This window comes from Neobacillus sp. BP17, assembly GCF_059579525.1.
Genome location: NZ_CM184198.1, coordinates 5330005 through 5355312, shown reverse-complemented (window position 1 = coordinate 5355312; position 25308 = coordinate 5330005). Strand labels below are relative to the sequence as shown.

Annotated in this window: 14 protein-coding genes, 19 tRNA genes and 5 rRNA genes; 32 read left to right on the top strand and 6 right to left on the bottom strand. The window is 45.2% G+C overall.

What is annotated here, in order from left to right; translation table 11 throughout:
* Positions 1-195 precede the first annotated feature (195 nt).
* Both AC4QJR_RS26145 and rrf (AC4QJR_RS26140) read left to right on the top strand, forming a co-directional pair.
* Positions 196-3131, top strand: a 23S ribosomal RNA gene (locus tag AC4QJR_RS26145).
* A gap of 77 nt (positions 3132-3208) precedes the next feature.
* A 5S ribosomal RNA gene (gene rrf / locus AC4QJR_RS26140) occupies positions 3209-3325 on the top strand.
* 141 nt (positions 3326-3466) lie between these two features.
* On the opposite strand, the gene AC4QJR_RS26135 is transcribed toward rrf (AC4QJR_RS26140), so the two are convergent.
* The gene (locus AC4QJR_RS26135) at positions 3467-3691 is read right to left on the bottom strand and encodes a hypothetical protein (RefSeq protein WP_496524706.1); all 225 of its coding nucleotides are present in this window, start codon (positions 3689-3691) and stop codon (positions 3467-3469) included.
* Between the two features lie 296 nt (positions 3692-3987).
* Here AC4QJR_RS26135 and AC4QJR_RS26130 point away from each other — a divergent pair, with 296 nt between their 5' ends.
* Entirely contained in the window at positions 3988-4266 is a 279-nt protein-coding gene (locus AC4QJR_RS26130; protein WP_496524705.1) for an efflux RND transporter permease subunit, read from the top strand.
* Positions 4267-4551: 285 nt separating this feature from the next.
* On the opposite strand, the gene AC4QJR_RS26125 is transcribed toward AC4QJR_RS26130, so the two are convergent.
* Both AC4QJR_RS26125 and AC4QJR_RS26120 read right to left on the bottom strand, forming a co-directional pair.
* The gene (locus AC4QJR_RS26125; RefSeq protein WP_496524704.1) at positions 4552-5094 is read right to left on the bottom strand and encodes a hypothetical protein; all 543 of its coding nucleotides are present in this window, start codon (positions 5092-5094) and stop codon (positions 4552-4554) included.
* 476 nt (positions 5095-5570) lie between these two features.
* The gene (locus AC4QJR_RS26120; protein WP_496524703.1) at positions 5571-6590 is read right to left on the bottom strand and encodes a DUF3231 family protein; all 1020 of its coding nucleotides are present in this window, start codon (positions 6588-6590) and stop codon (positions 5571-5573) included.
* Between the two features lie 265 nt (positions 6591-6855).
* Between AC4QJR_RS26120 and AC4QJR_RS26115 the strand changes: the two genes are divergently transcribed.
* The 23 genes from AC4QJR_RS26115 to AC4QJR_RS26005 all read left to right on the top strand — a co-directional run bounded on the left by AC4QJR_RS26115 (position 6856) and on the right by AC4QJR_RS26005 (position 16310).
* The gene (locus AC4QJR_RS26115; protein WP_496524702.1) at positions 6856-9039 is read left to right on the top strand and encodes a transglycosylase domain-containing protein; all 2184 of its coding nucleotides are present in this window, start codon (positions 6856-6858) and stop codon (positions 9037-9039) included.
* Positions 9040-9505: 466 nt separating this feature from the next.
* A 16S ribosomal RNA gene (locus AC4QJR_RS26110) occupies positions 9506-11043 on the top strand.
* 195 nt (positions 11044-11238) lie between these two features.
* Positions 11239-14175: ribosomal RNA gene (locus AC4QJR_RS26105) — 23S ribosomal RNA — on the top strand.
* A gap of 78 nt (positions 14176-14253) precedes the next feature.
* Positions 14254-14370: ribosomal RNA gene (gene rrf, locus AC4QJR_RS26100) — 5S ribosomal RNA — on the top strand.
* The 16S, 23S and 5S rRNA genes sit together here with 19 tRNA genes alongside, the layout of an rRNA operon.
* A gap of 38 nt (positions 14371-14408) precedes the next feature.
* Positions 14409-14483: transfer RNA gene (locus AC4QJR_RS26095), tRNA-Glu, on the top strand.
* Positions 14484-14522: 39 nt separating this feature from the next.
* Positions 14523-14598: transfer RNA gene (locus AC4QJR_RS26090), tRNA-Val, on the top strand.
* 21 nt (positions 14599-14619) lie between these two features.
* Positions 14620-14695 (top strand) — tRNA-Thr (locus AC4QJR_RS26085).
* A 7-nt stretch (positions 14696-14702) separates the two neighbouring features.
* A tRNA-Lys gene (locus AC4QJR_RS26080) sits at positions 14703-14775 on the top strand.
* 15 nt (positions 14776-14790) lie between these two features.
* A tRNA-Gly gene (locus AC4QJR_RS26075) sits at positions 14791-14865 on the top strand.
* 6 nt (positions 14866-14871) lie between these two features.
* Positions 14872-14960, top strand: a tRNA-Leu gene (locus AC4QJR_RS26070).
* Between the two features lie 21 nt (positions 14961-14981).
* Positions 14982-15055 (top strand) — tRNA-Arg (locus AC4QJR_RS26065).
* A gap of 5 nt (positions 15056-15060) precedes the next feature.
* Positions 15061-15137 (top strand) — tRNA-Pro (locus AC4QJR_RS26060).
* 17 nt (positions 15138-15154) lie between these two features.
* A tRNA-Ala gene (locus tag AC4QJR_RS26055) sits at positions 15155-15227 on the top strand.
* Between the two features lie 7 nt (positions 15228-15234).
* Positions 15235-15327 (top strand) — tRNA-Ser (locus tag AC4QJR_RS26050).
* Between the two features lie 160 nt (positions 15328-15487).
* Positions 15488-15561 (top strand) — tRNA-Met (locus tag AC4QJR_RS26045).
* Between the two features lie 35 nt (positions 15562-15596).
* Positions 15597-15673: transfer RNA gene (locus tag AC4QJR_RS26040), tRNA-Asp, on the top strand.
* A 45-nt stretch (positions 15674-15718) separates the two neighbouring features.
* Positions 15719-15791 (top strand) — tRNA-Phe (locus AC4QJR_RS26035).
* 14 nt (positions 15792-15805) lie between these two features.
* Positions 15806-15890: transfer RNA gene (locus tag AC4QJR_RS26030), tRNA-Tyr, on the top strand.
* A 5-nt stretch (positions 15891-15895) separates the two neighbouring features.
* A tRNA-His gene (locus AC4QJR_RS26025) sits at positions 15896-15971 on the top strand.
* A 16-nt stretch (positions 15972-15987) separates the two neighbouring features.
* A tRNA-Cys gene (locus AC4QJR_RS26020) sits at positions 15988-16061 on the top strand.
* 11 nt (positions 16062-16072) lie between these two features.
* A tRNA-Gly gene (locus AC4QJR_RS26015) sits at positions 16073-16146 on the top strand.
* A gap of 4 nt (positions 16147-16150) precedes the next feature.
* Positions 16151-16224, top strand: a tRNA-Ile gene (locus AC4QJR_RS26010).
* A gap of 11 nt (positions 16225-16235) precedes the next feature.
* A tRNA-Asn gene (locus AC4QJR_RS26005) sits at positions 16236-16310 on the top strand.
* Between the two features lie 433 nt (positions 16311-16743).
* Here AC4QJR_RS26005 and AC4QJR_RS26000 read toward each other — a convergent pair.
* From AC4QJR_RS26000 to AC4QJR_RS25990, 3 genes are all read right to left on the bottom strand, one after another.
* Positions 16744-17508: a sulfite exporter TauE/SafE family protein gene (locus tag AC4QJR_RS26000; RefSeq protein ID WP_098573337.1), complete on the bottom strand. Its 765-nt coding sequence runs from the start codon at positions 17506-17508 to the stop codon at positions 16744-16746.
* Between the two features lie 202 nt (positions 17509-17710).
* A complete protein-coding gene (locus AC4QJR_RS25995) occupies positions 17711-17974 on the bottom strand; it encodes a hypothetical protein (protein ID WP_098573340.1) in 264 nt (87 codons plus the stop codon).
* A gap of 497 nt (positions 17975-18471) precedes the next feature.
* Positions 18472-18954, bottom strand: a complete 483-nt coding sequence (locus tag AC4QJR_RS25990) for a sigma-70 family RNA polymerase sigma factor (protein ID WP_496524701.1) — start codon at positions 18952-18954, stop codon at positions 18472-18474.
* Positions 18955-19587: 633 nt separating this feature from the next.
* Between AC4QJR_RS25990 and AC4QJR_RS25985 the strand changes: the two genes are divergently transcribed.
* The 6 genes from AC4QJR_RS25985 to AC4QJR_RS25960 all read left to right on the top strand — a co-directional run bounded on the left by AC4QJR_RS25985 (position 19588) and on the right by AC4QJR_RS25960 (position 25269).
* Entirely contained in the window at positions 19588-19917 is a 330-nt protein-coding gene (locus tag AC4QJR_RS25985) for a DUF3870 domain-containing protein (RefSeq protein WP_098573346.1), read from the top strand.
* Positions 19918-20106: 189 nt separating this feature from the next.
* Positions 20107-20763, top strand: coding sequence for a CoA transferase subunit A (locus AC4QJR_RS25980; protein WP_098573349.1), 657 nt, complete (start codon positions 20107-20109; stop codon positions 20761-20763).
* Between the two features lies 1 nt (position 20764).
* Complete coding sequence (locus AC4QJR_RS25975) at positions 20765-21427, top strand: 3-oxoacid CoA-transferase subunit B (RefSeq protein WP_496524700.1); 663 nt, start codon at positions 20765-20767, stop codon at positions 21425-21427.
* A complete protein-coding gene (locus AC4QJR_RS25970) occupies positions 21427-22617 on the top strand; it encodes a thiolase family protein (RefSeq protein WP_496524699.1) in 1191 nt (396 codons plus the stop codon). The genes AC4QJR_RS25975 and AC4QJR_RS25970 overlap by 1 nt, the downstream gene beginning before the upstream one ends.
* Complete coding sequence (locus AC4QJR_RS25965) at positions 22605-23990, top strand: aspartate aminotransferase family protein (protein WP_496524698.1); 1386 nt, start codon at positions 22605-22607, stop codon at positions 23988-23990. Before AC4QJR_RS25970 ends, AC4QJR_RS25965 begins: the two co-directional genes overlap by 13 nt.
* On the top strand, positions 23974-25269 hold the full coding sequence (locus AC4QJR_RS25960) for an aspartate aminotransferase family protein (protein ID WP_496524697.1): 1296 nt from the start codon (positions 23974-23976) through the stop codon (positions 25267-25269). Before AC4QJR_RS25965 ends, AC4QJR_RS25960 begins: the two co-directional genes overlap by 17 nt.
* Positions 25270-25308: the final 39 nt, after the last annotated feature.

Below are 25308 nucleotides of genomic sequence, written 5' to 3'. Positions count from 1 at the left end.
AAGGATATAAGCTGGACCTGTGAGCCAGACAAAACAGTTTGTGCATTGATTCTTGTTTGTTTAGTTTTGAGAGTGCAATTCTCTCAAACTAATCGTTCTTTGAAAACTAGATAATCGTAATGAAGAAGCAAAGTAAACATCGAGTAATCGCCATTTTAGTTTTCTCTCTTATGAAGTTAAGAGAATAACCTTTTAGGTTAAGTTAGAAAGGGCGCACGGTGAATGCCTTGGCACTAGGAGCCGATGAAGGACGGGACTAACACCGATATGCTTCGGGGAGCTGTAAGTAAGCTTTGATCCGGAGATTTCCGAATGGGGGAACCCACTGTTCGTAATGGAACAGTATCTTTACCTGAATACATAGGGTATGGAAGGCATACCCGGGGAACTGAAACATCTAAGTACCCGGAGGAAGAGAAAGCAAACGCGATTCCCTGAGTAGCGGCGAGCGAAACGGGACATAGCCCAAACCAAGAGGCTTGCCTCTTGGGGTTGTAGGACACTCAACATGGAGTTACAAAGGAACGGGGTAGATGAAGCGACCTGGAAAGGTCCGTCAAAGAAGGTAAAAACCCTGTAGTCGAAACTTCGTTCCCTCCTGAGTGGATCCTGAGTACGGCCGGACACGTGAAATCCGGTCGGAAGCAGGGAGGACCATCTCCCAAGGCTAAATACTCCCTAGTGACCGATAGTGAACCAGTACCGTGAGGGAAAGGTGAAAAGCACCCCGGAAGGGGAGTGAAATAGTTCCTGAAACCGTGTGCCTACAAGTAGTCAGAGCCCGTTCATGGGTGATGGCGTGCCTTTTGTAGAATGAACCGGCGAGTTACGATCCCATGCAAGGTTAAGTTGAAGAGACGGAGCCGCAGCGAAAGCGAGTCTGAATAGGGCGTATGAGTATGTGGTCGTAGACCCGAAACCAGGTGATCTACCCATGTCCAGGGTGAAGTCCAGGTAACACTGGATGGAGGCCCGAACCCACGCACGTTGAAAAGTGCGGGGATGAGGTGTGGGTAGCGGAGAAATTCCAATCGAACTTGGAGATAGCTGGTTCTCTCCGAAATAGCTTTAGGGCTAGCCTCACGTAGTAAGAGTCTTGGAGGTAGAGCACTGTTTGGACTAGGGGCCCTCATCGGGTTACCGAATTCAGACAAACTCCGAATGCCAAAGACTTATCCGTGGGAGTCAGACTGCGAGTGATAAGATCCGTAGTCAAAAGGGAAACAGCCCAGACCACCAGCTAAGGTCCCAAAGTATACGTTAAGTGGAAAAGGATGTGGAGTTGCTTAGACAACCAGGATGTTGGCTTAGAAGCAGCCACCATTTAAAGAGTGCGTAATAGCTCACTGGTCGAGTGACTCTGCGCCGAAAATGTACCGGGGCTAAACGTATCACCGAAGCTGTGGATTGACATCTACGATGTCAGTGGTAGGAGAGCGTTCTAAGGGCGTTGAAGCTAGACCGTAAGGACTGGTGGAGCGCTTAGAAGTGAGAATGCCGGTATGAGTAGCGAAAGATGAGTGAGAATCTCATCCACCGAATGCCTAAGGTTTCCTGAGGAAGGCTCGTCCGCTCAGGGTTAGTCGGGACCTAAGCCGAGGCCGAAAGGCGTAGGCGATGGATAACAGGTTGATATTCCTGTACCACCTCTTTATCGTTTGAGCAACGGGGGGACGCAGGAGGATAGGGTAAGCGCGCTGTTGGATATGCGCGTCTAAGCAGTTAGGCTGAGAGGTAGGCAAATCCGCCTCTCATATAAGGCTGAGCTGTGACAGCGAGGGAAATTTAGTACCGAAGTTCCTGATTCCACACTGCCAAGAAAAGCCTCTAGCGAGATAAAAGGTGCCCGTACCGCAAACCGACACAGGTAGGCGAGGAGAGAATCCTAAGGTGAGCGAGAGAACTCTCGTTAAGGAACTCGGCAAAATGACCCCGTAACTTCGGGAGAAGGGGTGCTTTTTGAGGTGAATAGCCTCGAAGAGCCGCAGTGAATAGGCCCAGGCGACTGTTTAGCAAAAACACAGGTCTCTGCGAAGCCGCAAGGCGAAGTATAGGGGCTGACGCCTGCCCGGTGCTGGAAGGTTAAGAGGAGGGGTTAGCTCACGCGAAGCTCTGAATCGAAGCCCCAGTAAACGGCGGCCGTAACTATAACGGTCCTAAGGTAGCGAAATTCCTTGTCGGGTAAGTTCCGACCCGCACGAAAGGCGTAACGATCTGGGCACTGTCTCAACGAGAGACTCGGTGAAATTATAGTACCTGTGAAGATGCAGGTTACCCGCGACAGGACGGAAAGACCCCGTGGAGCTTTACTGTAGCCTGATATTGAATTTTGGTACAGCTTGTACAGGATAGGTAGGAGCCTGAGAAGCCGGAGCGCTAGCTTCGGTGGAGGCGTCGGTGGGATACTACCCTGGCTGTATTGAAATTCTAACCCGCACCCCTGATCGGGGTGGGAGACAGTGTCAGGTGGGCAGTTTGACTGGGGCGGTCGCCTCCTAAAAAGTAACGGAGGCGCCCAAAGGTTCCCTCAGAATGGTTGGAAATCATTCGCAGAGTGTAAAGGCACAAGGGAGCTTGACTGCGAGACCTACAAGTCGAGCAGGGACGAAAGTCGGGCTTAGTGATCCGGTGGTTCCGCATGGAAGGGCCATCGCTCAACGGATAAAAGCTACCCCGGGGATAACAGGCTTATCTCCCCCAAGAGTCCACATCGACGGGGAGGTTTGGCACCTCGATGTCGGCTCATCGCATCCTGGGGCTGTAGTCGGTCCCAAGGGTTGGGCTGTTCGCCCATTAAAGCGGTACGCGAGCTGGGTTCAGAACGTCGTGAGACAGTTCGGTCCCTATCCGTCGTGGGCGCAGGAAATTTGAGAGGAGCTGTCCTTAGTACGAGAGGACCGGGATGGACGCACCGCTGGTGTACCAGTTGTTCTGCCAAGAGCATCGCTGGGTAGCTATGTGCGGACGGGATAAGTGCTGAAAGCATCTAAGCATGAAGCCCCCCTCAAGATGAGATTTCCCATAGCGCAAGCTAGTAAGAACCCTGAAAGATGATCAGGTTGATAGGTCAGAGGTGGAAGCGTGGTAACATGTGGAGCTGACTGATACTAATCGTTCGAGGACTTAACCATATTATAAGGTGAACTCAAGTTTACAAACTTCTTCAGCATTATCTAGTTTTGAGGGAATGAAACCTCAAATTTTATAGTCTGGCAGCAATGGCGAGAAGGTCACACCCGTTCCCATACCGAACACGGAAGTTAAGCTTCTCAGCGCCGATGGTAGTTGGGACACGCGTCCCTGTGAGAGTAGGACGTTGCCAGGCAATTTTAAGAACAACTCAATTGGGTTGTTCTTTTTTGTTGTGATGAAGAATTGTCCACTGTTTATTTTTCCACATGAATGCTTGTGTAACTCTATTAAACATAAAAGCCTAGTTCCAATCGGAACTGGGCTTCATTTTGTTTCAATGATTCTTCCCTCGACTAGCCTTAATGATCCGTTTGATAATCCACCAACACACCGGAAAGTTTATAAAAAACGTCATTGCAACAAAGGCTGCCATGGCGATCAAACTATTATTCATTTCATCCCCAGGACTCTGTGAAACTATCGCAAAAAATCCCGCATAAAGCAGGATGGAAATCAGCAGCGCTAATACCCCATCAGACAACTTCCTAAACATATTCATTCTGTTTTTCTCTAACTCCTTCTCCCTACGGCTCATTCTCAAAATGCTCAACCCAACCAAACTTTTCAACTAAGTAGATTTTACTAGAAATTTACCATTTTAATCAATTTCGGTGCCTGACACCAGAACATTATCTAAGCCTTAGGTCTTAGTCGAGATTACAGTAACTGCCCGATGTTCGCAGTGAGATGGAAATCTTATAATAAAAAAGGTAAAAAGAACCAGAAAACGAGTTTAGTAGGTTGGGGAAGTAGTTAAACTGAGAAAGTACTTAGATTACGGAGGGGAAAAGAAAAATGAAATCGTGGATTAAGTTTTCGTTGAAGAATGCGGGGGTTATTTTTATTGCCATGTTGATGGTGATTGCTGGGGGAGTTTATTCAGTCAAAACGATGAAGATGGAATCGATGCCGAATGTCGACATTCCTTATATTATCGTTCAGGTTCCATATCTTGGAGCGACTCCTGAACAGGAATTAGAGGATATAGGCAAACCGTTAGAAAACACGTTATCGGGAATAAAGAAACTAGATAATTTGTACATTGAGGCACACAGTAATATGGTTCTTTATTGACGACTGAGGCGATGAAAAAAGAGAAAGAACGGTAGCCAATAGGAGGTATAGGTGACCGAAACTATGAAAAAAGCGAAAGGGAGGTAGTCAATAAGGGGTATAGACGCCCGAAACTATGAAAAAAGATAAGGGAAGGTAGTCAATAAGGGGTATAGACGCCCGAAACTACAAAAAATGAGAAGGAACGGTAGCCAATAAGGGTTATAGAGGCGAGAAATGGTAAATGGAGGTCGCTTCTTAGTATAGGGGAGGAAGACACTATAAAGGAACTGTCCTATTTGGCCCCTATTTTTTACCTGTTATCAGATGCTCTTTTTGTTTTCGATACACTTTAATTTCCATGATATGCCCCATGATTCCAATTAACAATCCAAATGCGAGTCCGTTAAAGACAGGGAAATCTAAAAATCTAATAACGGAATAATGTCTGATCAAGCTAGTGTCATGCCAAAATAATCCGAAATCCATGCCTAATACCATTCCGATAAAGAAGCCTGACAAATATGTCCGTTGGTCCGCATCTTTACCAATCATCTTATGATTATTGGTGATTGCTGCATTAAATGCCTGCCAAATCGCATAACCGTACAGGGAGGGGTAAAATAGTGCCCATCTATAATCAATTACGTGGTGGGCAGAATGTATATCCCCGATAAAGGAGTTGATTAAAGATAGGTTTAGATTTGAGTTCAAATTCACGACAAATTCCATGCCGATCAACACAGCTCCAACTATATAATCCTTATTGTAAAATTGCCCGAATCCTGGTAATACACATGACCATAACATTGCTGCATATGGAGATTTATATTGTCGGCTTTGTCTCATGGCGCCATTTCCCCCAAGAAATAAATATGTTATATAATAATAATTTCTTCAAACCTCCTCTAATCCCTCTTTTTATTCCTTTTTTTGGTAAGAAAGACACAACCTATAGGCAGAAATACTCATACATTCAAAGATTAAGATATTTGGATACAGTAGGAAACATGAGGTCAGGTCTGGTGGCCGGCTGAATTTCTTTGGAGCTATTAGAACCGTCCCTTTTTTTAAAATAGTTTCTCCTTTTCACCAAGTTTTCACGAATCTCTATTACTATTCTATACATCAGATAACGATCAGTTTGCAGCTCCGTTAGCTCAGTTTGACGCGGCATACAATAGCTATGTAAGCGAGGAAGAGCTCACTAAGGAACTCGAAAAGTTAAAAGGTGAAAAAGAGAAAGTGGCCGCATTTTAATATATGAAGAGAAGCACCGCCAATTAGGCTGGTGCTTCTCTTTTTATCTGGATACTATATTTTCACTATTTATTCTTTCGTCTTATTAACTCATCTCGATCGGATGCCATTGGAGGCTGCTCCATCCAGCGATTTTTTATCATGATATTGGCCCCATCTTCTGCATACATTTGAACCTCTACGGATAGCCTGTTATACAGTGAAGCCAGATCTCCTCTGGGACTTACACTGATACCTGTACCGTAATAGCCAACACTCATAGCAATTAAACCAGTGGTAAAGTACATCATGAGTTTATCAGAAAATGTACGTGTGGTACTGTTTGTTATTTCCCCATCCCACCCCATCGGTGCAGGGAGTTTACTTTCCTCTAACTTTGCTCTAAATAATCTAATGTGTTTATTCCCAATTTCTAAACCCTTTAGAAAGAATTTTTTAACATCCTTGTCCTGTGCAACCTGACTAAATCCAGTTAGCGTAGCAACTCCGAGAGCATTTCTTTGCATATTCGCAAATAAATTATCAACTTCCGCTGCAATTAATGGTCTTTTTTCTCCAATTACATCCAACATAAACCATTGCTTTTTCACAAATTCAACCTTCTCTAAATTTGGCAGGTTCGGAGACCTGATAAACAGCCCTTTGGATAATAATAATTCTGTTGACTGTTTATATAATCCCATGGTTTCAGTAAGACAGTCCATGTAATAAGCTTTAATGTCATTTCTTACTGATGCTGCTAGAGCGGCTCCATATAAAGTAAGTCCGACCTTCGACATTTGGTGAATAAAATTGAGCACAAATGCGTCAGAGTAAAGTCTAGGTGCAGTTAAATCTACATCTTCTCCAATGCGGAAACCGTGCGGAACAATATTCTTTTCCTCAGTTAAAATAGCTGTAATCGTTTGAACATGTGATGCAGATAACTCTAGGGCATATTTAATAACCGGCTTAATTTCATCATCCTCCACTTTTTCTAAAAAATAAGTAAGGATACAAATGCTTGCGCTATCATTTAAGTATTGAGCCCAAAGTTGAGCCATTTCACCAGCAGTTAACCTCATCTGGATTCCCTTTGCCTCCATAATTTACCTCCAACGTATAAATAATATAGGATAACTTCCCCATAAATTACCTGTAATATGTATGAGTCTCCTGGCCGGGAAACCCGGTTCTGGTGGTCACCACAAGTCTCATTGGAGCCAGGAGAACCGTCACTAAGGCTTATTTTTTGCGTGTTCCCCTCATAAAATTAACCCCGCTTACGAAGTCCTATAATTAGCTGATCATACTTTCATTTACATCATATCAACTTTGCCAAACCATAAATTTACATGGGAGAGAAGAAGCATGACAGAAGAGACTTATCAATCTCGTGAGGAACGAAAGCGAGCGGAAAGGGCAAGACAGAATCAAGACAGAAGCAATCGAAAACCGAAGAAAAAAGGATCGATTTTGAAAAAAATAATCATTGTCTGTCTCGTGCTGGGACTTGTTTCAACAGGAGCAGGAGCGATCACGTTCGCTTCTATGATTAAGGGTTCGCCTAATTTGGATGATTCTAAGCTGGTGGATCCACTTTCAACGAAATTTTACGATAAAAACGGAAAATTTCTTTATGAATACGGGAAAGAAAAGCGAACGAAAATTACCTATGATCAACTTCCAAAAGTACTGGAGCAGGCGTTTATTGCCACGGAAGATTCCCATTTTTATGAACATCATGGGATCGACATCAAAAGGACTGCTAAGGCTATTTTTGTCAATGTAACCGGAAATTTCGGATCACAGGGCGGTAGTACGATTACTCAGCAAGTGATTAAAAATTCCTTTTTGACGCCTGAGAAAACATTAAAGCGAAAAGTCCAAGAATGGGACTTGGCGTATCAGTTGGAACAGAAATATTCCAAACACGAAATTTTAATGATGTATTTAAACAAAATCTACCTTGGAAACCGTTCTTACGGAGTTGCTGCTGCCGCAAAGAGTTACTATGGTATCGAAGTAAAGGATTTGAAAAAAATGACGCTCGCGCAGGCAGCTTTGATAGCCGGACTGCCGCAGAGCCCGAATAATTACGATCCAACCAAGCCGGAAAACAAAGAAGCGGCCACAAATCGCCGAAATATCGTCTTACGTTCGATGCTTAGAGACGGGTATATAACGGAGAAACAGTACAAGGAAGCTTCAAAAGTTCCTGTTACTGAGGGACTTGTCCTAAAAAGCAACCAACAAACGATTCCTTACGAAGCGTTTTTGGATGCCGTTGTAAAAGAGGTAAAGAGGAAACTGAAGGGTGTCGACATCAGTGAGGATGGATTATCTATCTATACCACCCTCGATCCAAATGCACAGAATTATGCAGATAAAATGTTGAACACCAATGAAATCATTGCCTATCCAAATGCTGCTTTCCAGGGGGCTTTTGTCTTTTTAGATACAAAAACCGGAGAAGTGCGGGCGATTGGGAGCGGGCGAAACGAGTATAAAGCTGAATTTCTAGGTAACAACTTTGCGGTCGATCTCCGTCGTCAGCCAGGATCGACATTTAAACCGATTTTTGACTATGGTCCAGCGATTGAAAATTTAAAATGGTCCACTGGTCATCAGATTAATGACCAGCCGACGTCGTATTCAACTGGACAGTCGATTTCCAACTGGGATCATCAGTATCATGGAATGCTGACCATACGGAATGCACTAAACAACTCATATAATATTCCTGCTCTTCTTACACTACGGGCGGTTGGAATGGAAAAGGCAAAGCATTTTGCCCAACAACTCGGTATTACTTTTAAAAATAATCAAATATACGAATCTTATGCGATTGGAAGCAATACTGTTAGTCCATTAGCCATGGCAGGGGCTTACAGTGCATTTGGAAATAAAGGGAACTATAATAAACCTCATTTTGTTCAAAAAGTAGTTCTGCCCAATGGTAAAGTCGTTCATTTTACGGAGAAACCCAAACGGGTTATGCAGGATTATACGGCGTATATGGTGACTGATATGTTGCGCTCCGTTGTAACAAATGGTGGCGGAGCAATGGCTAACGTTCCGGGGCTATATGTGGTAGGAAAGACAGGGACAACGAATTTTGACGCACCGACCCGGGCGAAATTTGGATACCCAGAAAAAGCCACGAATGATAGCTGGTTCGTAGGATATACACCGCAATACACCATGGCGGTCTGGACTGGATACGCACAAAACGGCTCTGGTAACTTTATGGACGCGACGACGACACCAATTGCGAAGTATATGTTCAAAAACATGATGCAGTCATTTGGAACGGATGCATCGAGTTTTCAGCAGCCAAGCAGTGTCTATCGAGTAAATAATGAACTGTATATTAAAGGCGTTACTTCTGCAGAGGTACCGCCAAAACCAAAACCAATTATCAACAAAGCGAAACCTGCTAATAATAATGCGGGAATTAGAAATGCGCAGAAACCAAAAAAGGAAGAAAAGAAACAACAAAAAGAGAAAAAGAAAAAGCACCCAGGGAAAGGTAAAGGAAAAAAGAATCATTAGATCGGTAAGACCAGTGAAAAGCCAGGAGATATGCTAATCTCCTGGTTTATTTATTATTGGAAAGAAAACCGTAAGAGCTTTTTAAAAAAAGAAAAAATTTTTGTTGCATAATTATTAGGAGGGTGATACTATAAGGAAGTCGCTTTTGACAGCAGGTTTTCATTGTTAAAGATGATTGAAAAAGAGATAAAAATTATATTGACATAGTGATATAGGGTTGATATAATAATAAACGTCGCTTTTGTCAAACGGACCTTTAGTCGTTAAAAGTGATTGATAAAAAATATAGAAATTATATTGACATCATAATAAAGAGTTGATATAATAAAAAGTGTCGCTTCTGGCATAATGAATTGTTCTTTGAAAACTAAACAAACAAAATCGTGCAAACAAACAATATTAATCGTGTTTCTTCTATTATATATAGTTAGAACATGAGCCAACGTAACAAATGAGCTAATCAACTTTCTTGGAGAGTTTGATCCTGGCTCAGGACGAACGCTGGCGGCGTGCCTAATACATGCAAGTCGAGCGAGACTCTTCGGAGTCTAGCGGCGGACGGGTGAGTAACACGTGGGCAACCTGCCTGTAAGACTGGGATAACACCGGGAAACCGGTGCTAATACCGGATAATCCTTTTCCTCTCATGAGGAAAAGCTGAAAGTCGGTTTCGGCTGACACTTACAGATGGGCCCGCGGCGCATTAGCTAGTTGGTGAGGTAACGGCTCACCAAGGCGACGATGCGTAGCCGACCTGAGAGGGTGATCGGCCACACTGGGACTGAGACACGGCCCAGACTCCTACGGGAGGCAGCAGTAGGGAATCTTCCACAATGGACGAAAGTCTGATGGAGCAACGCCGCGTGAGCGATGAAGGCCTTCGGGTCGTAAAGCTCTGTTGTTAGGGAAGAACAAGTACCGGAGTAACTGCCGGTACCTTGACGGTACCTAACCAGAAAGCCACGGCTAACTACGTGCCAGCAGCCGCGGTAATACGTAGGTGGCAAGCGTTGTCCGGAATTATTGGGCGTAAAGCGCGCGCAGGCGGTCCTTTAAGTCTGATGTGAAAGCCCACGGCTCAACCGTGGAGGGTCATTGGAAACTGGGGGACTTGAGTGCAGAAGAGGAAAGCGGAATTCCACGTGTAGCGGTGAAATGCGTAGAGATGTGGAGGAACACCAGTGGCGAAGGCGGCTTTCTGGTCTGTAACTGACGCTGAGGCGCGAAAGCGTGGGGAGCAAACAGGATTAGATACCCTGGTAGTCCACGCCGTAAACGATGAGTGCTAAGTGTTAGAGGGTTTCCGCCCTTTAGTGCTGCAGCTAACGCATTAAGCACTCCGCCTGGGGAGTACGGCCGCAAGGCTGAAACTCAAAGGAATTGACGGGGGCCCGCACAAGCGGTGGAGCATGTGGTTTAATTCGAAGCAACGCGAAGAACCTTACCAGGTCTTGACATCCTCTGACACTCCTAGAGATAGGATTTTCCCCTTCGGGGGACAGAGTGACAGGTGGTGCATGGTTGTCGTCAGCTCGTGTCGTGAGATGTTGGGTTAAGTCCCGCAACGAGCGCAACCCTTGATCTTAGTTGCCAGCATTCAGTTGGGCACTCTAAGGTGACTGCCGGTGACAAACCGGAGGAAGGTGGGGATGACGTCAAATCATCATGCCCCTTATGACCTGGGCTACACACGTGCTACAATGGATGGTACAAAGGGCTGCAAGACCGCGAGGTTTAGCCAATCCCATAAAACCATTCTCAGTTCGGATTGCAGGCTGCAACTCGCCTGCATGAAGCCGGAATCGCTAGTAATCGCGGATCAGCATGCCGCGGTGAATACGTTCCCGGGCCTTGTACACACCGCCCGTCACACCACGAGAGTTTGTAACACCCGAAGTCGGTGGGGTAACCGTAAGGAGCCAGCCGCCTAAGGTGGGACAGATGATTGGGGTGAAGTCGTAACAAGGTAGCCGTATCGGAAGGTGCGGCTGGATCACCTCCTTTCTAAGGAATAAACTGGACGTATGAGCCAGACAAAACAGTTTGTTCGCGATCTTTGTTTGTTTAGTTTTGAGAGTACAATTCTCTCAAACCAATCGTTCTTTGAAAACTAGATAATCGTAATGAAGAAGCAAAGTAAACATCGAGTAATCGCCATTTTAGTTTTCTCTCTTATGAAGTTAAGAGAATAACCTTTTAGGTTAAGTTAGAAAGGGCGCACGGTGAATGCCTTGGCACTAGGAGCCGATGAAGGACGGGACTAACACCGATATGCTTCGGGGAGCTGTAAGTAAGCTTTGATCCGGAGATTTCCGAATGGGGGAACCCACTGTTCGTAATGGAACAGTATCTTTACCTGAATACATAGGGTATGGAAGGCATACCCGGGGAACTGAAACATCTAAGTACCCGGAGGAAGAGAAAGCAAACGCGATTCCCTGAGTAGCGGCGAGCGAAACGGGACATAGCCCAAACCAAGAGGCTTGCCTCTTGGGGTTGTAGGACACTCAACATGGAGTTACAAAGGAACGGGGTAGATGAAGCGACCTGGAAAGGTCCGTCAGAGAAGGTAAAAACCCTGTAGTCGAAACTTCGTTCCCTCCTGAGTGGATCCTGAGTACGGCCGGACACGTGAAATCCGGTCGGAAGCAGGGAGGACCATCTCCCAAGGCTAAATACTCCCTAGTGACCGATAGTGAACCAGTACCGTGAGGGAAAGGTGAAAAGCACCCCGGAAGGGGAGTGAAATAGTTCCTGAAACCGTGTGCCTACAAGTAGTCAGAGCCCGTTCATGGGTGATGGCGTGCCTTTTGTAGAATGAACCGGCGAGTTACGATCCCATGCAAGGTTAAGTTGAAGAGACGGAGCCGCAGCGAAAGCGAGTCTGAATAGGGCGAATTGAGTATGTGGTCGTAGACCCGAAACCAGGTGATCTACCCATGTCCAGGGTGAAGTCCAGGTAACACTGGATGGAGGCCCGAACCCACGCACGTTGAAAAGTGCGGGGATGAGGTGTGGGTAGCGGAGAAATTCCAATCGAACTTGGAGATAGCTGGTTCTCTCCGAAATAGCTTTAGGGCTAGCCTCACGTAGTAAGAGTCTTGGAGGTAGAGCACTGTTTGGACTAGGGGCCCTCATCGGGTTACCGAATTCAGACAAACTCCGAATGCCAAAGACTTATCCGTGGGAGTCAGACTGCGAGTGATAAGATCCGTAGTCAAAAGGGAAACAGCCCAGACCACCAGCTAAGGTCCCAAAGTATACGTTAAGTGGAAAAGGATGTGGAGTTGCTTAGACAACCAGGATGTTGGCTTAGAAGCAGCCACCATTTAAAGAGTGCGTAATAGCTCACTGGTCGAGTGACTCTGCGCCGAAAATGTACCGGGGCTAAACGTATCACCGAAGCTGTGGATTGACATCTACGATGTCAGTGGTAGGAGAGCGTTCTAAGGGCGTTGAAGCTAGACCGTAAGGACTGGTGGAGCGCTTAGAAGTGAGAATGCCGGTATGAGTAGCGAAAGATGAGTGAGAATCTCATCCACCGAATGCCTAAGGTTTCCTGAGGAAGGCTCGTCCGCTCAGGGTTAGTCGGGACCTAAGCCGAGGCCGAAAGGCGTAGGCGATGGATAACAGGTTGATATTCCTGTACCACCTCTTTATCGTTTGAGCAATGGGGGGACGCAGGAGGATAGGGTAAGCGCGCTGTTGGATATGCGCGTCTAAGCAGTTAGGCTGAGAGGTAGGCAAATCCGCCTCTCACATAAGGCTGAGCTGTGACAGCGAGGGAAATTTAGTACCGAAGTTCCTGATTCCACACTGCCAAGAAAAGCCTCTAGCGAGATAAAAGGTGCCCGTACCGCAAACCGACACAGGTAGGCGAGGAGAGAATCCTAAGGTGAGCGAGAGAACTCTCGTTAAGGAACTCGGCAAAATGACCCCGTAACTTCGGGAGAAGGGGTGCTTTTTGAGGTGAATAGCCTCGAAGAGCCGCAGTGAATAGGCCCAGGCGACTGTTTAGCAAAAACACAGGTCTCTGCGAAGCCGCAAGGCGAAGTATAGGGGCTGACGCCTGCCCGGTGCTGGAAGGTTAAGAGGAGGGGTTAGCGCAAGCGAAGCTCTGAATCGAAGCCCCAGTAAACGGCGGCCGTAACTATAACGGTCCTAAGGTAGCGAAATTCCTTGTCGGGTAAGTTCCGACCCGCACGAAAGGCGTAACGATCTGGGCACTGTCTCAACGAGAGACTCGGTGAAATTATAGTACCTGTGAAGATGCAGGTTACCCGCGACAGGACGGAAAGACCCCGTGGAGCTTTACTGTAGCCTGATATTGAATTTTGGTACAGCTTGTACAGGATAGGTAGGAGCCTGAGAAGCCGGAGCGCTAGCTTCGGTGGAGGCGTCGGTGGGATACTACCCTGGCTGTATTGAAATTCTAACCCGCACCCCTCATCGGGGTGGGAGACAGTGTCAGGTGGGCAGTTTGACTGGGGCGGTCGCCTCCTAAAAAGTAACGGAGGCGCCCAAAGGTTCCCTCAGAATGGTTGGAAATCATTCGCAGAGTGTAAAGGCACAAGGGAGCTTGACTGCGAGACCTACAAGTCGAGCAGGGACGAAAGTCGGGCTTAGTGATCCGGTGGTTCCGCATGGAAGGGCCATCGCTCAACGGATAAAAGCTACCCCGGGGATAACAGGCTTATCTCCCCCAAGAGTCCACATCGACGGGGAGGTTTGGCACCTCGATGTCGGCTCATCGCATCCTGGGGCTGTAGTCGGTCCCAAGGGTTGGGCTGTTCGCCCATTAAAGCGGTACGCGAGCTGGGTTCAGAACGTCGTGAGACAGTTCGGTCCCTATCCGTCGTGGGCGCAGGAAATTTGAGAGGAGCTGTCCTTAGTACGAGAGGACCGGGATGGACGCACCGCTGGTGTACCAGTTGTTCTGCCAAGAGCATCGCTGGGTAGCTATGTGCGGACGGGATAAGTGCTGAAAGCATCTAAGCATGAAGCCCCCCTCAAGATGAGATTTCCCATAGCGCAAGCTAGTAAGAACCCTGAAAGATGATCAGGTTGATAGGTCAGAGGTGGAAGCGTGGTAACATGTGGAGCTGACTGATACTAATCGTTCGAGGACTTATCCTAATTTTAAGGTGAACTCTGAGTTTACAAACTTCTTCAGCATTATCTAGTTTTGAGGGAATGATACCTCAAACAAAATAGTCTGGCAGCAATGGCGAGAAGGTCACACCCGTTCCCATACCGAACACGGAAGTTAAGCTTCTCAGCGCCGATGGTAGTTGGGACACGCGTCCCTGTGAGAGTAGGACGTTGCCAGGCAAGCCCTATCGGGTTATTTTTTTGTCAAAATATAATCTGGCCCCTTGGTCAAGTGGTTAAGACACCTCCCTTTCACGGAGGTAACACGGGTTCGAATCCCGTAGGGGTCACCAAAGTTTTTTCACGATAGTGAAAATAAGTATCATTGATTTGGAGGATTAGCTCAGCTGGGAGAGCATCTGCCTTACAAGCAGAGGGTCGGCGGTTCGATCCCGTCATCCTCCACCATATCTATCTTTCAAAGATTATGCCGGGGTAGCTCAATTGGTAGAGCAACTGACTTGTAATCAGTAGGTTGGGGGTTCAAGTCCTCTCGCCGGCACCATTAGTACGAGCCATTAGCTCAGTTGGTAGAGCATCTGACTTTTAATCAGAGGGTCGAAGGTTCGAGTCCTTCATGGCTCACTTTTAAAAATAATTGCGGAAGTAGTTCAGTGGTAGAACACCACCTTGCCAAGGTGGGGGTCGCGGGTTCGAATCCCGTCTTCCGCTCCAACATACGCCGGGGTGGCGGAACTGGCAGACGCACAGGACTTAAAATCCTGCGGTAGGTGACTACCGTACCGGTTCGATTCCGGTCCTCGGCACCATTAAGTGAATTAAATTCATTTGCGCCCTTAGCTCAGCTGGATAGAGTGTTTGACTACGAATCAAAAGGTCGGGAGTTCGAATCTCTCAGGGCGCATTTTACGGGAAGTAGCTCAGCTTGGTAGAGCACTTGGTTTGGGACCAAGGGGTCGCAGGTTCGAATCCTGTCTTCCCGACCATTCTTTAATTTTATAACGGGGTCTTAGCTCAGCTGGGAGAGCGCCTGCTTTGCACGCAGGAGGTCAGGGGTTCGATCCCCCTAGACTCCACTTATTCGGAGGAATACCCAAGTTTGGCTGAAGGGATCGGTCTTGAAAACCGACAGGCGGGTCATACCGCGCGGGGGTTCGAATCCCTCTTCCTCCTCCATTATCTTTATATATTGTTGTCGCGGGGTGGAGCACGTTCGAATATGCTACTTCGAATAAATCTACAGCGCAACGATTGAGCCGCTGCTTGAATAAGCTTTCTGAAATCGGGGCGGTCGTTATACTAAGAGCATGTGAAAACTTCAATTTTTTATTATCGTCGCGGGGTGGAGCAGTCCGGTAGCTCGTCGGGCTCATAACCCGAAGGTCGCAGGTTCAAATCCTGTCCCCGCAATTAAGTTATTTTCAAGCTATGCTTGAAAATACTCTGGTCCGGTAGTTCAGTTGGTTAGAATGCCTGCCTGTCACGCAGGAGGTCGCGGGTTCGAGTCCCGTCCGGACCGCCATTTTTATCTCAGTAGTTAATCTACTGTTTTTTATACATATTTTTAGGCTCAGTAGCTCAGTCGGTAGAGCAAAGGACTGAAAATCCTTGTGTCGGCGGTTCGATTCCGTCCTGAGCCATTTTTCATTTATATGGAGGGGTAGCGAAGTGGCTAAACGCGGCGGACTGTAAATCCGCTCCCTCAGGGTTCGGCGGTTCGAATCCGTCCCCCTCCACCATTATGGCGGTTGTGGCGAAGTGGTTAACGCATCGGATTGTGGTTCCGACATTCGTGGGTTCGATTCCCATCAGCCGCCCCATTTGATCTAGTGTTTGGGCAGCATAGCCAAGTGGTAAGGCCGAGGTCTGCAAAACCTCTATCCCCGGTTCAAATCCGGGTGTTGCCTCCAAATTTTTATATGCGGGTGTAGTTTAGTGGTAAAACCTCAGCCTTCCAAGCTGATGTTGTGAGTTCGATTCTCATCACCCGCTCCAAATTGGGCCTATAGCTCAGCTGGTTAGAGCGCACGCCTGATAAGCGTGAGGTCGATGGTTCGAGTCCATTTAGGCCCACTATATATTATTCCGCAGTAGCTCAGTGGTAGAGCTATCGGCTGTTAACCGATCGGTCGTAGGTTCGAGTCCTACCTGCGGAGCCATTTTTTTTTAACTAATCAACTTTCATTTAATAACAACCACCTTTAAAAAGTAACCATTTTTTGAAGGTGGTTTTTTTATGCCTTTCTCGGTTATAACTGAATGTTGATTTTACTGTGTTTGAACAATAAGCGGAAAAATTCCTTTTAAATTGCGAAATTCCCATATTTTCTCGATAATAAGGGAAGTTTTTCCGTCTAAATGATTCAAATCGTTGGATTTTGCCTTATTTAGAGCAGTTAAGCGGAATTTCTCCGCTTATATTGGCTTCGTAAGCCGCCTCTATATACAATAAGCGGAATTTCTCCGCTTATATCAGCTTCGTAAGCTTCCTCTAAATACATTAGGTCGGAATTTCTTTCTCATACCTACACGAAACTCACTAATAAGTTCATATAAAAAAAGCCAGCATATCAGCTGACTTTTTCACGCAAATTAGATTAACTTCAAACCACTTACAAAGATTAATACAGCAACTACGGTTCGCAGCGGTCTTGTTGGAACCTTTGCCGAAATGCTGCTGCCAATCAGTACTCCTGGAATCGAGCCCATAAGTAAATTCCCCACGAGCATATAGTTAACATTTCCATAACCGATATGAAGCATCCCTGCTACTGTAACCAAAAGAAACGCGTGAGTGATATCCGTACCGACCATCTCTGATGTTTTCATTCGATAAAGATAAATCATTGCCACAGCGAATAAAGAGCCTGATCCTAAAGAAGTGAGTCCAACGATAAAGCCAAAAAGGCAGCCAATTAAAATGGTTAGTGTTTTCTTTTCACTCAAAGGCTTCATTTGCCAACGATTGGGCCTTAATTTTTTCTCTACAAACGTTCTGATAATGATAGCTAGTGAGACAAATATCAATATATAACCGAGGGAATGCCTAATAATCTGTTCTTGATTGTGGTAATACGCTTCAAAATAGTGAAGGGAGCCAATCGCAATGACTGCACTAGGGATACTTCCCATCGCTAAATACTTCACCATCTGAACATTAACTGTTTTTTGCCGCCAGTGTTGAACAAGTCCGAATAGCTTTGTGATTGAATTATAAACAAGGTCTGTACCGACAGCAATGGAAGGATTGACCCCAATTAAAATTAAAACCGGGGTTAACAGTGCTGCTCCGCCGACTCCAGTCAACCCTACCAAAAAACCAACAAGTAAACCCATCAACGTAATCCCTATACTCATATCCGCACGCCCAATCAATTCCTAGTATTTATATAGGATTATATACATTTATGCGCGTCTTGTAAATAACTAACTGATTATTAGATTCTGATAATTATAACAATAGATTAGTAGATCACAGAATTGGTGATCGAATACAAGCATAAAAAAACTATGCTGTAAATTCAGCATAGTTTTAATAGTTATGATATGTAACGACTTCTTATGAAAATCCTCCGCCCATTATTAGCGCAACCCCTAATAAAATGACTAAGAGTAAGGCGATATATCCGATTATACTAATAATCGTAATAATCCAACCGATTACCTTTCGATCTGTTTTAATTAAGTAAATCCCTAAGGCAATCGCACCAAAAATGAAACCGAGAATTCCCCAAAGGACGGGGCTTTTACCATACTTACGAGAATCGATAACTAAATAAATGGTGATCACTATGTTTAAAAGCAATCCAAATGAACCTTCCAAAATACACTCCCCTTACGTTCAAAATTATATTCTAAAAATAAATTATACCAGAAAATTTTAACTAAATTGGAGACTTTTATTAAAAGAAACATCTTGAAGGATCTTGGGTCATATTTCAGCATTAGTAGAGCAGCTACACCGATTAATTTATGCTTACTTGTTTTTAATATGTTGCTTATTCCTGGAAGTTGTTATTCTTCATAAAAATGGTTATTCAGCAATGACAAATTTTGTAGAATAGAGGGATATTTCCTGCGGAATTTTTAAGCGAGGTTCGACAGACTTCACGTAGCTTTAGTGAGGGGAATTCGCTATTTTCAAGACTCTTGTCTGCTTCAATCAAACGATTGATTAGTTGAGAAATTTGGGGATGCTGGTGGAGGTTTGTCATGAATAAGAACTGGACACATGCAAGGACAAACCCAAAAGGCTTGTCCTTGGTAAGAAGACCGACACTAGGTAAAATTTCAAAAACAGGTAGGTAATGAACGAGCTCACTAATCCCTCACTATCTTTTTCAACTTTTCCCGAGCCCCGCTGCGCCAACTTTTCACGGCTGAGGGGGAGACATTTTCTAGCTCAGCGATTTCCTTGATCGATAGTTGATCACGGACGGTGTACAGGAGCCATTTCTGTTGGTTCGGTGTCAGTGATACACAGTAGGTCAACAGTGTTTCCTTCTGAAGTGGGTCATCAGAATGGGAATCCTCAACAAGGTCCCAGAACTCCTCGCCTGGGTGTACATTTCGTTCATGATCTTGGTGTGCTTTTTTTAACTCCATGAGAAGGCAGCCTTTGATGTAGGTGTAGGCATAATTGGTGAAGCTCCCTTTGTTAGGATCGAAGCGTTGGCTTGCTTCCCAAAGGCCAATGAGACTGTGCTGATAGAATTCATCATGGTTTTTGTAAAGATGGAGCGAGTTTATGATCTTGTGGAGCATGGGCTGGTACTGGTCGACTAATTGTTCAAAGCTTTCCAAGGGAGAGTCCTTTCAGAAAGCGCGCTTTTCTTGTATTCCCGGGTACTTCTACCATAACGGGAATGCATAATTGAATCGAACGGTGAAAATTCACTTTTGAATCGTTTTTTTGTCTATTTGAGGTAAAAAATGAAGGCAAATATGATTTTTGAAGGGGATTTTTGCTTTTTCAGCTGAATTTGGGGTGAATTACAAAAGGTTCTATTTCCCTTTTGAAAAACCTCTGCTAGGGATTTTTTGCAGGTAAGATGCAAAAAAAGAAGGTTAGTGCCAAGAAATTTGGCATATTTTCTCAAAAAAGGTGAGTAAAATAGCGTTTTTAATTTTGGCACAGAAATTGCAAATTTATAAGTTGAAAATAGTGAAAAGCACGTTCGTACATTTTTTAGGGGATGAAAGGAGAAATTCTATGCAGGCAGCAAAAAAATTCTTATTTTTCTAGAAGGAGTTTGAAGTCCAAGCGAGAATTAATTTTATGTGTGATTATCGTAAGCGCTTACTAGTAAAATTATGGTAACAAATTACTATTTCAGAAAATTATGAATTTTCTCATTGACATTATTTTTTCTGACCCATATACTCGTGTTAGAAAAAGAAAATGATCAGTTAGTTTTTAAAAGGAGGTTTAGGAGCATGCAAACACTGGAAACAGTCATTGTTACAGGATATGCAAAAGCTCCACAGGGAACTTCCATGTATGAAATGTATAAGCATGCGGGAATTGTACTCGAAGTGGAGCTGAAAGATCATAAAATTATCGGCGCCGAATTTACCTTCGTAACAGAACTAACGAAAAATTATTTTCAAAAACTGTTGATAGGTTACTGTCTTCAAGATGGTGTTGAGCAGCTGATTGAACGAATTCAAAGCTTTTATTTTGCTCCATCCCAGCAAGCGATCATTGTGGCTCTACAAGCTGCAGTTCAACGTTACTGGGATAACGTGAAGCAAATGAATATATAACGTTTGGTTATAATAAAGTGGGAGGATGACCTTCTCCCATGGTCTTATTAAAACCGAGCAAACATGGACTCTTTGTAAGGAATGTTCGTTTGAACGACATTCTTTATGCAGATCTATGTTTTGCTCGGTTTTTTATGTTTCCAAAGGGTTATAAACCACTAAGTGTCTATGGAGAGGAAGGGAAAAAGGATGAGCAAGCTGATTACATGCGAGGATGCTGTAAAAAAGGTTAAAAGCGGCTCACGAATTATGGTAGGGGGATTTGGACTTGTGGGAAGTCCGCTTAGTTTAATAGCCGCTTTGGCTCAGTCGGAAGTGAAAGATTTAGAGATTATTAGTAATAACCTTGGGGAACCAGGTAGAGGTCTTGGAGTGCTAGTACGGCAAAAACAAGTAAAAAAAGCGATAGGTTCTTATTTTACATCCAACCCAGAGGTGGTTAAATCCTATCAGGAAAAGGAAATGGACGTGGAGCTTCTCCCTCAAGGAACGATGTCTGAAGCTATTCGAGCGGGTGGTGCAGGACTAGGCGGGTTTTATACGCCGGTCAGCGTCGGAACAAAAATCGCCGAAAACAAAGAGGAGCGTATCCTTAACGGTAAAAAATATGTGTTCCAAGAGCCTCTTAAAGCCCACTTTGCTTTCATTAAAGCGAAAAAAGCGGATCAATTAGGAAATCTCATCTACAACCAATCGGCAAGAAACTTCAATCCGATGATGGCAACAGCAGCAGATGTGGTTATTGCAGAGGTAGACGAGATTGTGGAGGTTGGCCAAATTTCTCCTGAGGAAATTGTAACCCCTCATTTATACGTTGATTTTATCGTAGTGAAGGGAGGGAACTAGCATGAACGTGAAACAATACATTGCTGCAAGAGCGGCGAAGGAATTGAAGGATGGCGATATCGTCAATTTGGGAATAGGGATTCCAACGCTGGTGGCTGATTATATTCCATCCAATGTTAACGTTTTTTTACACTCGGAAAACGGCATCCTTGGAGTTGGCCCTACCCCTGATCCAGAGCATATTGACCAAAATCTTGTTAATGCAGGGAAACTGCCTGTCACCATTTTGGAAGGGTCATCCTTTTTTGATAGTGCTTCCTCTTTTGCGATGATTCGCGGAGGGCATGTAAGTGTTTCGATTCTTGGTGTGCTGCAAATCGATGCAAATGGGCGGATCGCTAACTGGGCCGTGCCAGGAAAAAGTGTTCTTGGTGTAGGCGGGGCAATGGATTTATTGGAAGGCTCCAAAAAGGTAATCGTAACAACGATGCATACGTCTAACCAGGGAGAGTCAAAAATCGTCAAGGAATTAACCTATCCGATTACATCGGAACGAATCGTGGATTTAATTATTACCGATTTAGCGGTTTTCGCTGTAAAGGACGATGGACTTCATCTTTTAGAGCTGTCACCTGGAGTTTCCCTTGAAGAAGTTCAACAGAAAACGGACGCACCTTTTCAAATTGCTGAATCTTTTAATAAAGGCAAAGAGGTGACCGCGTAGTGGTTGTTATCGTAAATGCATTTCGGACGGCTATCGGAAGCTTCGGTGGATCACTAGCAGATACGCTTCCAGAAGAGCTTGTCTCTCTCATCATGAAAAATAATCTTTCTGCTTCCGGTTATGGTGCCAATATTGTCGATGAAGTCATTGTCGGCCAAACAAAGCAGAGTGCACATGCGCCGAATATTGCTAGAGTCTCAGCATTACAGGCCCATTTTCCCGAATCGATTCCTGCATATACCGTTCATCGTCAGTGCGGTTCGGGCATGCAGGCGGTCATTAACGGAGCGATGTCGATTATGACAGGTCAGGCGGCCGTTGTTTTAGCAGGGGGCGTCGAAAGCATGTCACAAGCGCCTCATTATATGGTCGGCACTCGTTTTGGACAGAAGATAGGAGATCTAACCCTGTATGATTCAAATACGGAGAGTCAGCCAAAATCCCAGCCAGAGGAGATATATGGCCGTTTCACGATGGGGCAAACAGCCGAATGGCTGGCTGAAAAATATAGGATTAGCCGCCGTGAACAAGATGAATTTGCCTTCATGAGTCAGCAGAAAACGAAACGTGCCATTGAAATGGGCCATTTTGAAGAAGAAATCATTCCTGTTCCGGTAAAGGAAGGAAAAAAGGGAATCAGACATTTTGCGATCGATGAGCACCCAAGATTGACGGACATTGAAAAGTTAGGAACACTGCGTCCTGTGTTTCAAAAGGACGGTACGGTTACAGCCGGAAACTCCTCCGGCAGAAATGATGGGGCCTCGATGCTGCTGTTGATGTCAGAAGAAAAAGCCAAACAACTTGGAGTGGTCCCGTTGGCAAGGATTCGTTCCTTTGCTGCAGCGGGTGTATCACCAAAAGAAATGGGAATCGGTCCGGTCCCAGCATCGCAAATGGCGTTGAAAAAAGCCGGTCTTCGTTTGGAAGATATCGATTTAATTGAATTAAATGAAGCCTTCGCTGCTCAAAGTCTTGCTTGTTTAAAAGAATGGGGCATCAAAGGAGACAACGTGAATGTCAATGGAGGGGCGATTGCCTTAGGTCATCCACTGGGGTGCTCCGGTGCAAGAATCGTCACTACATTATGTCATGAGCTTGAAAAACAAAAACGCCAATATGGCCTTGCGACACTTTGTGTGGCAGGGGGATTAGGAATGGCAATGGTGGTGGAAAGATGGAGGGAATAAAAAAAGACTACGTGTTTCATCGGGATTTAAAAAAGGAGTATCCGATTATTACCCACGGTGAAGGGGTCTATCTCATCGATGAGAACGGGAAAAAATATTTGGATGCTTGCTCGGGTGCGGTGGCCGCTAACTTAGGCCATGGGATTCCTTCTATCGGCGAGGCCATGGCAGAACAAGCAAAAAAAGCGGCCTTCGTCCATACCATGCGCTTCGAGACGAAAGCATTGCATGAATTAGCTGAAACCATCGGAAAAATGGCTCCCGATGATTTAAATAAAGTGTATTTTACCACCGGGGGCTCTGAAGCCAATGAAAGTGCTCTGAAGCTGGCGCGGCAATATCATCGGGATGCCGGCAGACCCCAAAAACATATGGTAATTGGGCGATGGCAATCGTATCACGGGAACACCATTGGTTCTTTATCCGCCGGAGGAGACGTTAAAAGAAGACATGCATACACTCCTAATCTTTTAAACTATGCCCATGTCTATTCTCCGTACTGCCACCGATGTCCATACGATCGTCAAAAAGAGGATTGTCTCTCCAAACAAAACTGGACATGTGTGACGGATATTGAAAGAACCATTTTAGAGCTTGGTCCTGAGAATGTGTCGGCATTGATCGCTGAACCGATTGTCGGAAGCCAGCAAGGTGCTGTTCCACCGCCGCCGGGGTATTTTGAGAAAGTTCGCGAGCTGTGTGATCGTTACGAAATCGTCCTAATTATCGATGAAGTGATGACTGGATTCGGCCGTACGGGTACTAACTTCGCGACAGAACAAATTGGCATCACGCCTGATATCATCACATTTGGAAAAGGGGTATCAGCGGGATATGCACCGCTCGCCGGAATGATCGTGCATGATCGGTTAGTCAATGGACTCATACAAAACAGCGACGGGAAATTCATTCACGGTTACACCTATAGTGGGCATCCAGTAGCGGTTGCAGCAGGTCTTGCAGCATTGGACGTATATGAGCGAGAGATGGTGCTGGAAAACGTCAAAGAACAAAGTTACTACCTCGTCAAACGTCTTTTGGAACTGAAGGAAAAACATACTTATATATCTGATGTTCGCGGCAGAGGGCTTTTAATCGGGATGGAGCTTGTGAAGGATCGTGGACAGGATCTGCTGTTCGATCCATCTGAAAAAGCTGCTGAAAGATTGAATGGAATTGCCATGGAGCTCGGTGCGGTTTTTTATCCCGGTTCCGGTTCCATTGACGGTACAAAGGGGGAGCACCTCATCATCAGCCCTCCTTTAAATGTTACGAGAACAGAAATCGATGAGATTGTGAGAATTTTAGATGAATCATTCACGCTATTTAAAGGTCAATTAAGAAAGGATGAGCGATATGAAATTACAAAATAAAACAGAAGAAATTCAAGAAAAAGCCAAAAAACATTTATCACCGGTTATGACAAGGGTGACCGAGCTTGTCATTGAAAAAGCACATGGCGCCAAATTTTGGACGACAGACGGAGAGGAGTATATCGATTTCGTTTCAGGAGTGGCTGTTAACGCAGTCGGGCATACGAACGGGAAAATGGTGGAAGCCATTAAAAAGCAAGCGGAGGCCTTGATTCATCTTGGGTTGAACTATGGTTATTATGAAACGGCAGCGAATTTGGCGGAAAAGCTTGCTCAGATCACACCAGGAAACCTAGACACGGTCTTTTTCTCCAATTCGGGAGCTGAGGCGATTGACGGTGCTCTTAAACTAGCAAAGGCGGCCACAGGCAGACCCGCGATCATTGCTTTTGAAGGATCGTTTCATGGCCGTACATTAGGAGCAACTGCCATTACGGCATCAAGCTCTAAATACCGCCGTTATTATGAACCGATTTTAGGCGAGGTGTACCACGTTCCCTATCCGTATCCGAGCCAGCTAAAAAACATTAGAGAAGAAGAAGCGGAAGAATACTGCTTGAATCAGCTTCAAAAATTATTCGATTTACGCGTCGATCCTTCCCGTGTAGCGGCCATTATCATTGAACCGGTCATGGGTGAAGGCGGCTATTATCCGGCACCGCCAAGCTTTTTGAGGGAGTTAAGAAAAATTACAGAGAAAAACGGCATTTTGCTTATCTTTGATGAAGTACAAACAGGATTTGGCCGTACAGGAAAAATGTTCGCAGCAGAGCACGCCAATGTGACGCCTGATATTTTAGTATTGGCAAAAGCCCTTTCCGGCGGCATGCCTCTTGGTGCGATTGTCGCAAGTCGTGAGCTTCATGAAAAATGGCCAACGGCTGGACATGGTTCGACATTTGGAGGAAATCCAATCTCCTGTGCGGCGGCATTGGCAAACATTGAGGTTATTGAGGAAGAGAAGTTGGTAGAACGCAGTGCTAAACTCGGTGCCGAGATTGTCGGCCGACTTCATAACTCGGTAGGACATTTACCGGGCATTGTTGAAGTCCGAGGAGTCGGCATGATGATCGGTATTGAATTCGATTCCGAATCTGCTGCTTCCTTTGTACCGAAAATTAAATCAAAAGCACTGGAAAATGGCTTACTCATTATGAACTGCGGTGTAAGCGGGCAGACGATCCGATTAATGCTGCCTCTTAATATTCAAGAAGATGTGCTTGATAGAGGATTAACGATTTTAGAAGATGTGATCACCGAAACCATTTCAGGAAACTAATTTTCGTTTCCTCGGAATACCACCAAAAAGGAGGTTAAG